This is a genomic window from Streptomyces sp. NPDC054849, from assembly GCF_053610945.1.
Genome location: NZ_JBSGZI010000071.1, coordinates 27739 through 42336, shown reverse-complemented (window position 1 = coordinate 42336; position 14598 = coordinate 27739). Strand labels below are relative to the sequence as shown.

Here is a 14598-nt window from a genome sequence, read left to right as displayed (position 1 = left end):
ATCTCCGGGAGCTCGATGCCCTCGCGGGCGATGTACTGCCAGACGTCCAGCTCGGTCCAGTTGGAGAGCGGGAAGACGCGCACGTGCTCACCGGGCGCGTGGCGGCCGTTGTAGAGCTGCCACAGCTCGGGACGCTGACGCCGCGGATCCCAGGCGCCGAACTCGTCGCGCAGCGAGAAGACGCGCTCCTTGGCGCGGGCCTTCTCCTCGTCGCGGCGTCCGCCGCCGAAGACCGCGTCGAAGCGGTGGGACCCGATGGCGTCCAGCAGCGGCACGGTCTGCAGCGGGTTACGGGTACCGTCCGGGCGTTCGCACAGCCGGCCGTCGTCGATGAAGTCCTGGACGCGGGCCACGTGCAGCCGCAGGTTGTACCGCGCCACCACGCGGTCGCGGTACTCCAGCACTTCGGGGAAGTTGTGCCCGGTGTCGACGTGCAGCAGGGAGAAGGGCACCGGCGCCGGCGCGAACGCCTTCAGCGCCAGGTGCAGCATGACGATCGAGTCCTTGCCGCCGGAGAAAAGGATCACCGGCCGCTCGAACTCACCCGCCACCTCGCGGAAGATGTGCACCGACTCCGCCTCGAGGGCGTCCAGGTGCGACAGCGCGAAGGGGTTCTCCGACGCCTCGATCGGACTCCGGGTCGCGGTCGTCATACCAGGTCCCTCTCGGTCAGGAAGGTGTGCAGCTCGGCGGCGGACTCGGCCACCGAGCGGCCCTGTGTCTGGATACGCAGCTCCGGGTTCTCCGGGGCTTCGTACGGGTCGTCCACACCGGTGAGACCCGACATCTCACCGGCGGCCTGCTTGGCGTACAGGCCCTTCACGTCGCGCGCGGAGCAGAGCGCGACGGGGGTGGCCACGTGGATCTCCAGGAACTCCGTGCCGTGGGCGGCGTGCCGCTCGCGGACGGCGGCGCGGGATTCGGCGTACGGGGCGATGACGGGGGCCAGCACCTTGACGCCGTGGGACGCCAGCTTCTGCGCCACGAAGCCGATCCGGGTCACGTTGGTGTGCCGGTCCTCCTTGGTGAACCCCAGCCCCCCGGAGAGGAAGGCGCGGATCTCGTCACCGTCGAGCACCTCGACCTCGTGGCCCTCGGCGCACAGGCGCTCGGCGAGGGCGAAGGCGAGGGTGGTCTTGCCCGAGCTGGGCAGCCCGGTCAGCCACACGGTGGCGCCGCGCTCGCGGGGGTCGCAGGCGGGTGGCGCCTGCGCGGTGGCCCCGGCGGCCAGGGCGTGAGCTGTGGTCACGGCGGTGTTCTCCTGAAAGTGGGGTGACGGGCTGTCGGGGACGGCCGCGCGCGCCCTTGTCCGAGCCGGCCGTCCCGCGAGGACCACGCCCTCCCGCCGGCCGCCGGCTGAACCGAACGGCGCGCACCCCCGGCGGACGGCGAGGACCGTCCGGCCGGGGTGGCGGGATCTCTCAGGTGGTGGCGAACTCGGCCAGGACCCGGCCGAGGACGTCCATGTCGATCCGGTGCCAGGAACCGGGCAGCTCCATCCCCCGGCCGTTGGGCAGGGCCGCGGCGGTCGCCTGCGCCGCGGCGCGCAGCCAGGCGCTGGTGCTGTCGCTGTTGAGGACCAGCGCTTCGGTCCGGTACCCGGCGAGCCGGTCGACCGGGACGCTGTAGTCGCCGCAGATCTCCGTGTCGTAGGCGAGGGTGTGGGCGTTCGCCTCGTTCATCGCCCAGATCGGGCCCTTGCGCCACTCCGCGATCGTGTCGGGGGTGAAGCCCAGGAATCCGCCGAGGAAGTGCTCGACCGCCTCGTCGCGCCGGTCTTCCGCCAGGATGACCCGCAGCGTCTTCGCGAAGTTCCACACGGGCTTCGGGAATCCGTCGACCCGGAAGAACGGCTCGTGCAGCGCGAGCTTGGTGATCGGGGCGCCGGCGAGCGCCGCCTCGATCGCCAGGTTCGCGCCCGTGGATCCGGCGAACACGACCGCCGAGCCGCCGGCCTCCTGGATCACCGCCTCGAGGTCCTCGATCTCCCGTTCGACGGCGTACTCGGGGGAGTCGCCGCTCTGGCCGCGTCCGCGGCGGTCGTAGACGTACGTGGTGCAGTGCGGTGCCAGCTCGGGCACCAGGGCGTCGAAGATGGTGTGATCGCGGAACGAACCGTTGAGAAGCACGATCGGCGGGCCTTCGCCCGCCTTCTCATAGGCGATCGTCGTGCCGTCCCGGGAAACGACCTTGCGCATCACGCACTCCTCATGCCGCCGGAGGTGCTCTCACCTCGCCGTATGTCGGCATCTTCGAGCGCGTCGGTGGATCACCGGTCGAGGACCGGTCGCGGGTGGCGGCCCGCGCCCCTCACGAGAGCCAGCCGGCCTCGGTGGCGATGCGGACGGCATCAATCCGGTTGCGGGCGTTCAACTTCACCACGGTCGTCGTCAGGTAGTTGCGAACCGTGCCGATCGACAGGTGCAGCTTCGCGGCGATCTCCCGCGGCTCGTCGCCCTGCGCGGCCATGCCGAGCACCTCGATCTCGCGTTCGGACAGGGGGTTCTCCCCGATGTCCCATGCGCTCATGGCGATCTGAGGGTTGATCACCCGGCGGCCCGCGGCCACCTCCCTGACGGCCTGCGCGAGCCCCTCCGCCGGGGAGTCCTTGAGCAGGAAACCCGAGACGCGCGCGGCCATGGCCCGGCGCAGCAACCCGGGACGTCCCAGTCCGGTCATGATCAGCGTGCGGCATGCCGGAAGCTGGTCGTGGAGCATCTCGGCTGCGGTGAGGCCGTCCATGTTCGGCAGGTCGACATCCATGATCGCCACGTCCGGCCGGCACTCCAGTGCGGTCGGGACGATCAGATCACCTCTGTCCACCACGGCGACGACTTCCAGGTCCGGCTCCAGTTCGAGCAACGCGACCAGTGCTCCCCGCACCATGTGCATGTCCTCGGCGAGGAGAATTCTGATCCCCCGATTGTCCACCTATCCCCCTTTTACCATCCCCCGAATGGTGTGCAATTCCCCAGAATTATCCATGAAATATCAGATCGCTGCGTCCGCCTCTCGGAGTGTGGACGGCGGGTCCCCTGGCGGGGAGGAGAATTCCGGCCGCGTTCCCCGGCTTTCGGACAGGTCGCGCGCGCCCAGCTGCCCGCGGTACCCGCGCGCCACGAGCCGGACGTCGGCGAGCGCCTGACGGGAGATGCAGAGCACGGTGGTGAGCTCGTCCCTGGCGGCCTCCGGTGCCTGCGGCAGCAGCCGGTGGATGAGCGCGCACTTCATCGTGACCGTGGACAGGCTCGATCCGAGTACCTGGTGCAGCTCGCGCTCCACGATCAGGCGCTCGCGGGCGACGGCCAGCCGCGCCAGCGCGCCCCTGGCCTCGTGCAGCTCGGTGACCAGCCGGTACAGCGCGGTGAAGCCGGAGATGACCAGGCCCGCCACCAGGGAGGAGTCCGCCAGGTAGACGATGTCGGACAGCGGGGCGCCGCCGGCCGCGGCCAGCGGCACGATGAGCGCGACCGAGGCGGTGCTCAGGGCCAGCCGAAGCTTCCCCGGCACGGTGATCAGCAGGGATCCGGCGAGGAATCCGGCCATGGAGCCCCAGGGTCCGCCGAGCCACAGCAGCGGGGCGTAGGTGGCCGCGGCCTGGAGCCCGAGCGTGAGCGCCCGCACGTGCGGGGGCCAGGTGCGCGCGCGGCGCAGCGAGTGCAGCACCTGCAGCGCCACGACGACGGCGAAGCAGCCGAGGAAGGCGAGCGCGGCGGCCCCGGACGCGGCGATCTGCGCGGCGTTGATCACGGTGATGAGCGTGTAGCCCGCCAGCACGGCCACGAGCATGCTCCGCGCCACCCGGGGTGCCCAGTTCCGGGCGTCCCGCCCCCGGTCCTCCGGTTCCGGCTCGCGATGGCCGTCACCGGCCAGGGCGGCGGCGGGGGCGTGGGCGGCGACCTCGAACCAGCCGTCGCCGGTCGGCCCGCTGGTCAGATCACCGCCGACACCGCGCAGCCGGGTCGTCAGATTGCCGAGCCCGCTGCCGCCGCCCGCGATGGTGTCCGTACTGCCGTCCCCGACGCCGTCGTTGCGGATCCGCAGGGACGCCGTCCCGTCCTGCAGGGTGGCGGTGATCGTGCAGTGCTGCGCCTTGCTGTGCCGCAGCGCGTTGGTGACGCTCTCGCGCAGCACGATGGCCAGCACCGTGTCCACCTCCCGCGGCAGCGCACCGCAGGCCAGGTCGGCCTCGGCCTCGATCTGTGCGGCGGACAGGACCGAGAGCGCGGACTCGGTCTCGGTGGCCAGCGACATGTCGCGGTAGCCGGTCGCCACCAGACGCACGTCGGCCAGGGCCTCGCCGGCGATGCCGAGCACCTCGGCGACCTCGGCCCGGGCCCGGTCGGGTGCGGACGGGAGCAGCCGGTAGCCGAGTTCGGTCTTCAGTGCGATCGCCGACAGGCTGTAGCCGAGCAGGTCGTGCAGGTCGCCGGCGACCCGCAGCCGCTCCTGGACGACGGCCATTCCGGCCAGCGCGCGCCGCGTGTCGCGGATCTCGGCGACCAGACCGGAGAGCGAGCTGACCCCGTAGATGATGAGACTGGCGAGCAGCGTGGCACCGATGCTGTAGACCGCGACGCCCGGACCGGCGATCGCGACCACGGCGGGGACGATGCCCGCGGTGACCACGGCGTACAGCGGCCAGCGGAGCCGGCCCGGCACGGCCAGCAGCACCGAGCCCGCGAGCAGTCCGGCCATCGCGCCCCACGGCAGTCCGAGCCAGGCGAGCGGCGGATAGGTGACCAGGGCCTGGGCGCAGAGGGTCAGGGCGCGGACGCGGACGGGCCAGGAACGCGGTCGCCGGGTGGAGTGCGCGAACTGCAGGGCGAGGACGGCGACCAGACAGAAGGCCAATAACGTCAGCCGTGCGGGACCCGGGTCCTCGTCGAGCACGCCGAGCACGGTGACGAGCGTGTGGCCGCCGAGGACTCCCAGCGTGACCAGGAGCGCCATGCGCGGCGCCTGCAGCCCGGACTCGTCCTCCTGGCCGTGCCCGTGGAGTGCGTCGAGCATCGGCGCGTGCCTCCCGGTCCGACCTGCGGTGACTGATGGCACAGGCGAGCGCCCGCGTACCCGCCCCTTGAATACCGCGGTGATCTTACCTGCGAAGCATCAGCTTGTCATGACCACAATCTTCAATTTTCCGGTTTCTTTTTCTGCGTCAGATCACTGCCATTGGCGGCCTTTCGGATCTACAGGAAAAGCGGAATCGGGTTGAGATCCTCATAACGGGTGGGGGAGTCGAGCCTGCCCAGGCGTACGGGTACGTCGAACAGACGGCCGGGCGCGAACCTCGCCCAGAAGTGCCGCAGTCCCGGGACGATCACCTTTACCACCGGCAACCCGAGGTCGGGCCGGGTCTGGTCGAGCACGAGCACCTCGAGACCGTGGCTCCTGGCCAGCGCGCAGAGGTGGTCCAGGTCGTCGCGGAGGTCGGCGCGCGGGACGTGCGCGTAGTCCGTCCGGGTGCGCGCGGGACGCGCGGGGTCGGGTACGAGATAGGGCTGGGAGGCGACCGTGGCCTCGCGCAGCCAGTCGAGCAGGTGTCCGGGCAGCCCCGGCGCGTAGCCGCCGGTCACGGCGGGCAGCATCTGGCCCAGCTCGGTGACGGCACGGCTCAGCGCGACGGCGGGGTCGAGGTGCGCGCCGAAGCCGAGCATGATGTCCTCGGCCGGTGCGCCCGCGCGGTGCGAGACCGCGGCCATGACCGGGATGCCCAGGTCGGCCGTCAGGTCGAGGACCCAGATCGTGCGGTCCAGTTCGCGGAACCGGTCGGGCAGGGCGGAGATCCACGGGTCGTCGAACGAGTCGAGATCCACGCCGGGCTGGCGGGTCCGGTTGTACCACCACAGGGCGACGGCGTCCCGTTCGACCAGTTCGAGGAAGCCCTGGAGGATGGCGTCCTCGACGGTGCCGCCCGCGGCGTTGCCGTTGGAGTCGGCGACGATCGAGGCGATGCCGTCGCCGCCGAAGTACAGCAGGTCGGTGGGCAGGAGCCGGTGGGTGCCCCCGGTGAGCGACCAGACCGGCGTCCACTCGGTCTTGGTGTCCTCGTCGAACGGCTCGGGCACGTGCTGGAAGGGGATGCCCGGGGCGTTCCACCGCTCGCGCTCCCGGTACTGGCGTTCGTCGAACAGCATGCAGTCACCCGGATGGACGGCCTCGGGCGCGAGGTCGAGGTAACTGCCCAGCACCGTCGCCTCGTCACGGAAGCGCGACGCGCTGTACCTCTCGACCGCCTCGCACAGCGCGCTGACCTTGGCGTCCAGGTCGGTGCGCCCCTTGCCCCCGCTCTGCATGCGCAGTCCGGCGCGGTACGAGCGGAGATCGGAGTCGGTCAGGGCCAGGTTGGGGCCGGCCTTGTAACAGTGCAGGAACGAGGGGCTGCGCGGGTCGCGGACCACTCCCTCGACGATGCCGGTGACGGGATCGGCGAGGTGGCCGTAGCGCTCCCACATCTGCTCGGCGGACAGTGCGCGGTGCCCGTTGCCGGCGGCGACGCCCTTCGGCCGGGAGACCGGGCGGACCGGCCGCAGGGCGCGGTCGGAGACCAGGCCGGGGTCGCCGCAGTCCGGACACTGGGGCCGGAGGGAGACGGGATGGTGGGTGGCGCTGAGCGTCAGGGTGTCCAGCGTCCAGACGGCGCTCTGGTTGTCGTCGCGCAGGCCCGCGAGCCATTTGGCGGCCTCGAGCGCCGCCGTCTGCAGTCCGAGCTCCCGGGTCGCCGTCAGTGAGGCCTCCGGAACCCGCACCGGACCGGCCAGGCCGAGCGCGCGCCGTACGTGGGTCTCGCCGCGCCGGTGGGAGCGCAGCCGCACGGCCATGCAGGACCAACAGGGCCCGGTCCCCGGCCGTAAGACCGGGCCTATCCACAGCTGCGCCCCGTACGGCTTGGCCGGCAGCCACGGCCGGCCGTCCGCGAGCCGGGCGGCGTTGAACTCGGCCAGCGCCGGGTCGAGGTAGTCGTCGCAGACGACCAGGGTGAAGGGCGCCTCGGGGCCGCAGGACAGGCCCGCGGCGCGGCAGGCGCGTTCGGCCGCGGCCGCGTCGGCCCCGCCGAACGCGACGACGCTCACCGCGGCGTCCGCCGGGCAGCCGACTCCGGCCAGATCCCAGTACGCTCCGGCCGCCGCGTCCTGCGGGCCCGTGTGGAAGCCGACGAGGCCCGCCGCGGCGAGCCGGTCGAGCATGCCGTCCAGTTCCTTCGCCGGCATCTGCACGGCCGCCCGCAGCTCGGCGAGGGTCAGGGAGCCGTCCAGCAGGGGGGCCACCTTCTGGATGGCGTTCCCGGAGAGGGCCGTCGTGCCCCGGGGCGAGATGAGGTAGACGGCCTCGCCCGGGACGATCTCGGCCCGCAGATGTCTGCGGAATCCGATCTGCCGTTCGTCGGCGCGCATCATCGCCGTTCTACCGCGCTGCCTCGGAAATCAGGATGAAGCACCAGCCGGTGGGGTCGTCCGTGCTGAGGGCGGAGCCGTCGAGGTTCTCGATGATCAGGTCGTCGGAGCTGGAGTTGATCTGCATTGCCGCCTCCTCTGATCCGCAGCCGGTCGTCGCTGCGGTGACCGAAGTCTCCAGCGAGCCAACTGCGGGGCGCCATGCGCTGATTCACGTTCCCCATATGAATTCTTCATATGGGAGAGATGTGCAGCTCAGTGGGCAACCGGGGGCCGTCTCGGCATGCTGGGAGTCGAGATCGATAGGTGCGATGCCTGGAGGAATGCAATGTCCGAAGGCCCCAAAGGATTTGACCCCGCCAATGCCGGGCAGCGCCCCGGACCGCTGAGCATCGGGCTGCTCGGCTCGCTGTCCCTGCATCTCGACCGGACGCCGGTGACGGCCAGCGCGCCCAAGCAGCGGCAGGTGCTGGCTCTGCTCGCGCTGAACGCGGGCCGGGTCGTCACGGTGCCGGCGCTCATCGAGGAGTTGTGGGGAGACCGGCCCCCGCGCAGCCATGCCACCACCCTGCAGACCTACGTGCTGCAGCTGCGCAACGCGCTCGCGGCCGCAGACTCGGGCCGTCCGGGCGTCCGGCAGATACTCAGCACCTGCCACAACGGCTACCTCCTCGAAGACGGCGCCTGTACGACGGACGTCGAGGTGTTCGAGTACCGGGTGCGCGCCGGGCGTGCGGCCTCCGAGGCGGGTGACCACCGCCGCGCCTCGGAGGAGCTGCGCCAGGCGCTGCAGTTGTGGCGGGGCCCCGCGCTGGTGGACGTCCGCAAGGGCAGTGTCCTGGAGATCGAGGCGGTGTCGCTGGAGGAGAGCCGGCTCGGCGCGCTGGAGCGGCGCATCGAGTCGGACCTGGCCCTGGGGCGCCACGCCGACCTGCTGGGCGAGCTGACGCGGGTGGTGGCGAGGAACCCGATGAACGAGAACCTCTGCGCCTACCTGATGATCGCCCTTTACCGGGCGGGCCGGGTCGGGCGCTCGCTGGAGGCGTTCCACCACCTCAGGTCCGTGCTCAACCACGAGCTGGGCGTCGAGCCCTGCCCGCGGCTGCAGAACCTGCAGACGGCGATCCTGTCGGGGGCCCCGGCGCTGGACGTCTGGTCCGTGTCGTGGTCCCCCGAGGAGTTCGCCGCGAGCCGTCTCGCACGCGTCTAGGTCCAGACGGCCTCGGCACGGACCGCGTGCCGGTCGCCGCCAGGACGGGAGAAGGGTGGGCTGCCCGCCGGACCGGTCTTCGGCGCGTATGGAGCAAGGTCCGCGAGGCTGTGCTCGATCAGCGCGAGCACAGCACGAGGAGGAGGGCCTGCGCCGCCGCCACGGTTCGCGCCGGCTTGCGCGGACGGCGGACGGCGGACGCTGCAGAGAAGCCCTCCGCGAGGGAGGGCTTGAGGGTGGGACGTGGAGAGTGCCCCCGGCAGGACTCGAACCTGCGGCCAAGTGCTTAGAAGGCACCTGCTCTATCCACTGAGCTACGGGGGCCGGAAGGTGGCCGTGGTGGGCCTGGAGCCCCTGGTGGGGGTGGGACTTCGGTCCGTGCCGGGTCAAGGATAGGGCTCCGGTTGCCTTGTCCCGGTTGCTTCACTCGCGGGCCACGATGTGGAGGTTCGGTGAAGCGGTCCCGATAATCGCAGGCAGGTGCGATTCTCGCATCGCTTTTGCGCCGCGGCGCCCCTGGTGTTGTGCACTCGTTATGCCTGCGCCCCACTCGTCCGCCGTGCCCAGATTGTCCCACTGGAGTCGCGATCGGCGCGCAGAGGACGTATAAGCTTCAAAAATAGTCCTAAATTGGGCATTCTTCGCATGTGGTGACCTTGGATGTTCGGCCTCAGCTGCTCGATGCCCTGTCCGCCCTGCGCGACCGGGTCGCGTCCGTGCGTCTGCCGCTGCCCCTGCCCGGCGCTCCACGCGCGCGCCAGACCAGAGCCGAGCTGCTCGCGCAGCTCGACGACTACCTCGTACCCCGGCTGAAGGCGCCCGAGGCGCCCATGCTCGCCGTCGTGGGCGGGTCCACCGGGGCCGGTAAGTCCACCCTCGTCAACTCCCTCGTCGGACGACAGGTCAGCGAAGCCGGGGTGCTGCGTCCGACCACGCGCACGCCGGTGCTCGTCTGCCACCCGGATGACCACCACTGGTTCGCCGGAATGCGCGTCCTGCCCGATCTGATGCGGGTCTGGGTGCCGCACGAAGAGGAGGACACACCCGCCGCCGCCAAGTCCCGGGCCCGCGGCCGCAGCACCGCTCAGGCGACCCGCGAGATGCGGATCGAGACCGTCTCCAGCCTGCCGCGCGGACTGGCCATCCTCGACGCCCCCGACATCGACTCCCTCGTGGTCGAGAACCGGACCCTCGCCGCCGAACTCATCTGCGCCGCCGACGTCTGGGTGATGGTCACCACCGCCTCGCGGTACGCCGACGCCGTCCCCTGGCACCTGCTGCGCACCGCCAAGCAGTACAAGGCCACCCTCGTCACCGTCCTCGACCGCGTTCCGCACCAGGTGCTCGCCGAGGTCTCGCGGCAGTACGGGGCCCTGCTCACCAAGGCCGGGCTGGGCGACGTACCGCGCTTCACCGTCCCGGAGCTGCCCGAGTCGGCCGGCGGGGGCGGGCTGTTGCCGGCCAGCGCCGTCGCCCCGCTCTTGGCCTGGCTCGCCCATCACGCGCAGGACCCGGCCGCCCGCCAGTACGCCGTCGGGCGCACCGCCCTCGGCGCGCTGGACTCCCTCGGGCGCCGGATGCCGGAGCTCGCCTCCGCCGTCGCCGCCCAGTACGCCGCCGCCGTACGGCTGACCTCGGCCGTCGAGGACGCGTACAAGCGGGAGGGCAAGCGGGTCCGCGGCCGCCTCGACCACGGCGCGGTACTGGCCGGGGACGCTCTGACCCGCTGGCGCGGCTACCCGCTCGACACCAGCGCCGACGAACTGCTGGACTCGCTCGCCGAGTCCCTCGCCGCACTGCTCCAGTGCGCCGTCGCCGCCGCCGACGAACGGATCGCCGAAGTCTGGCGGCGCGAGCCGGCCGCCGGCGCCGTGCCGCTGCCCGCGCCCGACCGGGAGGCCGGGGAACGCATCGGCATGGCCGTACGCCGCTGGCGGCGCGTGCTGGAGGAACTCGCCGAGGAGGAGGTCGCCAAGCTCGACAGGCAACCCGCGCCGGACCCCGACGGCGTGGCGGCCCTCCTCGTCGCCTCCCTGCTCGGCGGCAAGCGGGCCCGGCCCGCGGGCGAGCGGCTCGCCGAACGGATCGGCGCCCAGGCCGCCCTGCGGCTGCGCGACCGGGGCGGGGAGCTGGTCGGCGACCACCTCGACCAGGTGCTGCGCGGCGAACGCGACCGCCGCCTCGCTCCGTTGGAGGCGCTCGGAGTGACCCCGGAACCACAGGCCGAGCTGATTGCCGCGCTGTCCGTACTGCAGAAGGAGAGGTGACGCGGTGACCGCCCTGACCGACCGCACCGACGACCGCTGGGACGACGGACTGATCGCGCGCTCGCGCCCCCGGGCCGCCGACGGGAGCGAGGAGGACGGGGCCGACGGCGGCGACGAGGGCGACGAGGCGCTCGTCCGGGCCGTCTCCGGCGCGGGCAGCGACGGCGGCAAGTCGTCCGCGCCCCCGCTCAGCCCCGAGGGCCAGGCCCTGCGCCTGCGCCTCGACGCGCTGCGCCAGCTGGTCGGGCTGTCCCGGACCCGGCTCGACGGCAAGACCCTCGCCGAGGCCGGGCGGGTCCTGGACGAGGCGGCGGCGCGGCGCGGGCTCTCCCCCCAGCACACGGTCGTCGCGATCGCCGGAGCCACCGGAAGCGGCAAGTCCACGCTCTTCAATTCACTCGCCGGGGTGCAGATCTCCGAGACCGGGCTGCGCCGCCCGACCACCGCGGCGCCCATCGCGTGCAGCTGGTCGGACGGGGCCGCCGGCCTGCTGGACCGGCTGGAGATCCCGGGGCGGCTGCGCCGCCGGCCCCGCGAGACCTCGGAGGCCGAGGCGCTGCGCGGGATGGTCCTCGTCGACCTGCCCGATCTGGACTCGGCGGTCGGAGCCCACCGGGATCACGTGGACCGCGTCCTGGCGCTGGTCGACGCCGTGGTGTGGGTGGTGGACCCGGAGAAATACGCGGACGCGGTGCTGCACGAACGCTACCTGCGGCCGCTGGCCGGGCACGCGGAGGTGACCTTCGTCGTGCTGAACCAGATGGACCGGCTGCCCGGCGAGGCCGCCGACCTCGTCCTGGACGACCTGCGCCGGCTCCTCGACGAGGACGGCATCGCGCTCGGCGAACACGGCGAGCCCGGCGCCACGGTCCTCGGGCTGTCCGCGCTGACCGGGGAGGGTGTCGGGGAACTGCGCGAACTCCTCGGACAGTTCACCCAGGAGAAGGGCGCCGCGACCCGGCGCATCTCCGCAGACGTCGACCGCGCGGCCGTGCGGCTGCGGCCGCTCTACGTCGCCGACCGGCACTCCGCGCCGGAGATCGGGGAGGCGGCGCGCGCCGAGTTCGAGGACCGGCTCGCCGAGGCGGTCGGGGCCTACGCGGCCGGGCTGGCTGCCGAGCGCGCCTGGCGGCGCAACGCGGGAAAGGCGTGCGGGACGCCGTGGTTGCGGCTGTGGCGGTGGTACGAAGGCCGACGCGCGCCCCGCACCCTCTCGGGCCTGGCCGCCCTGGCGGCGATCGGCGGCCGGGGCCAGGCGGTCGCGGAGGCACCGGTCGAGGAGGAGGTGACCGCACGTCAGCGGGTGGAGCAGGCCGTACGGGTGGTCGCCGACGAGGCGGTCGCCGGCCTGCCCGAGCCGTGGGCGCAGGCGGTCCGGGAGACCGCGGTGCGCGGCGCCGACCAGCTTCCGGAGGCCCTGGACGAGATCGCGGTGACCCTCGGCGCGGCGGTCGCCGTGCCGAGCGTCAAACCGCCGCGGCCCACGTGGTGGCCGGCGGCGGTGCTGGCGCAGGCGGCCATGACCCTGCTGCAGATCTACGGCGGACTGTGGCTGGTCGGGCAGATCGTCGGGGTCCTGGAACCGCAACTGATGCCGCCGGTGCTGCTGATGGTGGCGGGCATCATCGGCGGGCCGCTCGTGGAATGGGCCTGCTCGATCGCGGCCCGGGGGCCGGCGCGGCGGTACGGGCAGGACGCGGAGCGCAGGCTGCGGCAGGCGGCGGCCGGCTGCGGACGGGCCCGGGTGCTGGAGCCGGTGGCGGCGGAGCTGCTGCGCTACCGGGAGGTGCGGGAGCAGTACGCCGCAGTGGCCGCAGGGGGGAGCCGGTTGTCCACAACCCGCCAGTAATCCACAGGCCGGAGCGGGGATCGCCGGTCCGCCCCAGCATGGGTCGTAGCTCGTACGGATGGTCCGTGCGGGCCCGATCCAGGGGGAGGGCGGCCGGTATGAACGACACCCAGGTGACGCTGGTGGGCTGCGTGGCGACGCAGATCGACTACAAGGAGACGGTGAACGGCCCGTCGGCGCGTTTCCGTTTCGCGGTGACGCCGCGGTACTTCGACCGCCGCAAGGAGGGCTGGATCGACGGGACCACCAGCTTCTACACCGTGTGGGCGCGGCGCACGCTCGCCGTGAACCTCGCCGGTTCCGTATCGGTCGGCGAACCGCTGGTGGTGCACGGGCGGCTGCGCGTCCGGGAGGACCCGCCCGACGGAGAGGGCAAGCGGTGGGTTTCCGCGGAGATCGACGCGACCGCCATCGGGCACGACCTAACCCGCGGCACGGCGGCCTTCCGGCGCGTGGTGAAAACGGACACGCCGCTGATGGCCACTCAGAAGGCGGCGGTGGTCTGAGTGTTCGAGGCGGTTAGGATTCCCCGGTACTCACGGGCACCTGGGTCTTTGGCCCGAAGGGGAAGACTGTGTCGATTGCCGTTCCCGCATCCTCCGCTCCCGATTCCACTCCTGCGCCTGCCGCTCCCGAACCTCCCGCGGCGGTACGGGCCTCCGCGCGCCGGCCGCTCGCGGTCGCCCTGCTGACCGCCGCCCTCGCCACCGCGCCCGGCGCAAGGGCGGCCGCCGACTCCGGTCCGGCCGCCTCCCGGTCACCCGAGGGCGCGAGCGCCGTGCTCGACGGGCTGAAGACTTACGGGCAGGCAGTCCTCCATTCCGGGGACGGCTCGGTCCGGAACATCCCGGCCGGGCTCTACGAGATGCGCGTCGACGGCGGCGGGATGCTCCAGACGTACGGGGTCGGCGTGGCGGGCAACGCCCAGCCGCAGGCCCGGTACACCGAGAGCGGCTGGGGCGGCAGCCCCCTCGCCGGGAACGGGGAGGCGGGCCGGATCCGCTGGGTCCTGGAGCACTCCTATCCGCAGCTGAACGACCTGGCCGGGCTCGCCAAGGCGGCCGGGGCCGCCGCGCTCACCGCGGAGAGTGCGGCGGCGGGGACCCAGGTGGCGATCTGGCGGCTGGCGGACGGGGTGCGGGTCGAGGCCACGGACCCGGCGGCGGAGAAGCTGGCCGACTACCTGCAGCGGGCGGCGCGGCAGCTGCCGGAGCCGCCGGCCTCGCTGGGGCTGGACCCGGGCGACGTGTCGGGGGCGGTGGGCACCCGGCTCGGCCCGGTGACCGTGCGGACCGGAGCGCGGAGCGTGTCGGTCGTCCCGGACGCGGCCGCCGTCGCGATGGGGGTGAGGGTGGTCGACGCCGAGGGGCGGCCGCTGGACACCGCCGTCAACGGGAGCAGGCTGTACTTCGAAGTACCCGAGGGCACCCCCGACGGGACGGCCTCGGTCACCGTCCACGGCGCGACCAAGGTGCCGGTCGGACGGGTCTTCACCAGCGGGGTCCCGGCTCAGGCGCAGATCGTGGCCGGCTCCAGCGAGTCCGCGGCCGCCGCCACGGCCACGGCGCTCTGGCCGCAGCCCCCGGTGACCCGGGCGGGCACGGCCCGGGACACGACCGCCGGGTCGGCGGTGGAGGCGCTGGGCGCGCCGTCCGCGGCCGTCGCGGCGACCTCCCCGGAGGAGGAGCGCCTGGCGACCAGCGGCAGCTCGGCGGCCACCCCGGTCATCGCCTCCCTCGCGGTGGGGCTGGTGGTCCTCGGCGGCCTGGTGGTGCTGCTGCTCCGCAAGCGCCCGCTCGACGAGGAGGACTGAGGGCCGAGCCCGGCCGACCCGGCCCGGGTCGGATGGGCCGGCCGGGTCGGCCGGGTCGGATG

General features: G+C 72.8%; 11 protein-coding genes and 1 tRNA gene. 5 read left to right on the top strand and 7 right to left on the bottom strand.

The window, feature by feature from the left end; translation table 11 throughout:
• From cysD to ACWGIF_RS26310, 6 genes are all read right to left on the bottom strand, one after another.
• On the bottom strand, positions 1 to 653 hold a 653-nt coding region (gene cysD, locus ACWGIF_RS26335), incomplete at its 3' end, for a sulfate adenylyltransferase subunit CysD (RefSeq protein WP_453501051.1).
• Entirely contained in the window at positions 650 to 1249 is a 600-nt protein-coding gene (gene cysC, locus ACWGIF_RS26330; RefSeq protein ID WP_453501049.1) for an adenylyl-sulfate kinase, read from the bottom strand. The genes cysD and cysC, both read right to left, overlap by 4 nt.
• Positions 1250 to 1421: 172 nt before the next feature.
• A complete protein-coding gene (locus ACWGIF_RS26325) occupies positions 1422 to 2198 on the bottom strand; it encodes an alpha/beta fold hydrolase (protein ID WP_453501047.1) in 777 nt (258 codons plus the stop codon).
• Positions 2199 to 2310: 112 nt separating this feature from the next.
• Entirely contained in the window at positions 2311 to 2931 is a 621-nt protein-coding gene (locus ACWGIF_RS26320) for a response regulator transcription factor (protein ID WP_326590644.1), read from the bottom strand.
• A gap of 60 nt (positions 2932 to 2991) precedes the next feature.
• Positions 2992 to 5013: a histidine kinase gene (locus ACWGIF_RS26315; protein WP_453501045.1), complete on the bottom strand. Its 2022-nt coding sequence runs from the start codon at positions 5011 to 5013 to the stop codon at positions 2992 to 2994.
• A gap of 179 nt (positions 5014 to 5192) precedes the next feature.
• Complete coding sequence (locus ACWGIF_RS26310; RefSeq protein WP_453501043.1) at positions 5193 to 7397, bottom strand: TOMM precursor leader peptide-binding protein; 2205 nt, start codon at positions 7395 to 7397, stop codon at positions 5193 to 5195.
• A 328-nt stretch (positions 7398 to 7725) separates the two neighbouring features.
• Here ACWGIF_RS26310 and ACWGIF_RS26305 point away from each other — a divergent pair, with 328 nt between their 5' ends.
• Positions 7726 to 8607, top strand: a complete 882-nt coding sequence (locus tag ACWGIF_RS26305; RefSeq protein WP_453501041.1) for an AfsR/SARP family transcriptional regulator — start codon at positions 7726 to 7728, stop codon at positions 8605 to 8607.
• Positions 8608 to 8858: 251 nt separating this feature from the next.
• On the opposite strand, the gene ACWGIF_RS26300 is transcribed toward ACWGIF_RS26305, so the two are convergent.
• Positions 8859 to 8931, bottom strand: a tRNA-Arg gene (locus ACWGIF_RS26300).
• Between the two features lie 332 nt (positions 8932 to 9263).
• Between ACWGIF_RS26300 and ACWGIF_RS26295 the strand changes: the two genes are divergently transcribed.
• From ACWGIF_RS26295 to ACWGIF_RS26280, 4 genes are all read left to right on the top strand, one after another.
• Complete coding sequence (locus ACWGIF_RS26295) at positions 9264 to 10874, top strand: dynamin family protein (RefSeq protein ID WP_453501039.1); 1611 nt, start codon at positions 9264 to 9266, stop codon at positions 10872 to 10874.
• A gap of 4 nt (positions 10875 to 10878) precedes the next feature.
• Positions 10879 to 12723 carry a GTPase gene (locus ACWGIF_RS26290; RefSeq protein ID WP_453501037.1) on the top strand — a complete coding sequence of 615 codons (1845 nt, stop codon included), beginning with the start codon at positions 10879 to 10881 and terminating at the stop codon, positions 12721 to 12723.
• 98 nt (positions 12724 to 12821) lie between these two features.
• Positions 12822 to 13229 (top strand): single-stranded DNA-binding protein, encoded by a 408-nt coding sequence (locus tag ACWGIF_RS26285; RefSeq protein WP_453501035.1) that lies wholly within the window; start codon positions 12822 to 12824, stop codon positions 13227 to 13229.
• A 68-nt stretch (positions 13230 to 13297) separates the two neighbouring features.
• Positions 13298 to 14536 (top strand): thioester domain-containing protein, encoded by a 1239-nt coding sequence (locus tag ACWGIF_RS26280; RefSeq protein ID WP_453501033.1) that lies wholly within the window; start codon positions 13298 to 13300, stop codon positions 14534 to 14536.
• Positions 14537 to 14598: the final 62 nt, after the last annotated feature.

Excerpts from the sequence above, each read along its gene's own strand:
- ACWGIF_RS26325 (WP_453501047.1), bottom strand. The coding sequence starts at position 2,198 with ATGCGCAAGGTCGTTTCCCGGGACGGCACGACGATCGCCTATGAGAAG.
- ACWGIF_RS26310 (WP_453501043.1), bottom strand. The coding sequence starts at position 7,397 with ATGCGCGCCGACGAACGGCAGATCGGATTCCGCAGACATCTGCGGGCC.
- ACWGIF_RS26315 (WP_453501045.1), bottom strand. The coding sequence starts at position 5,013 with ATGCTCGACGCACTCCACGGGCACGGCCAGGAGGACGAGTCCGGGCTG.
- ACWGIF_RS26305 (WP_453501041.1), top strand. The coding sequence starts at position 7,726 with ATGTCCGAAGGCCCCAAAGGATTTGACCCCGCCAATGCCGGGCAGCGC.
- ACWGIF_RS26285 (WP_453501035.1), top strand. The coding sequence starts at position 12,822 with ATGAACGACACCCAGGTGACGCTGGTGGGCTGCGTGGCGACGCAGATC.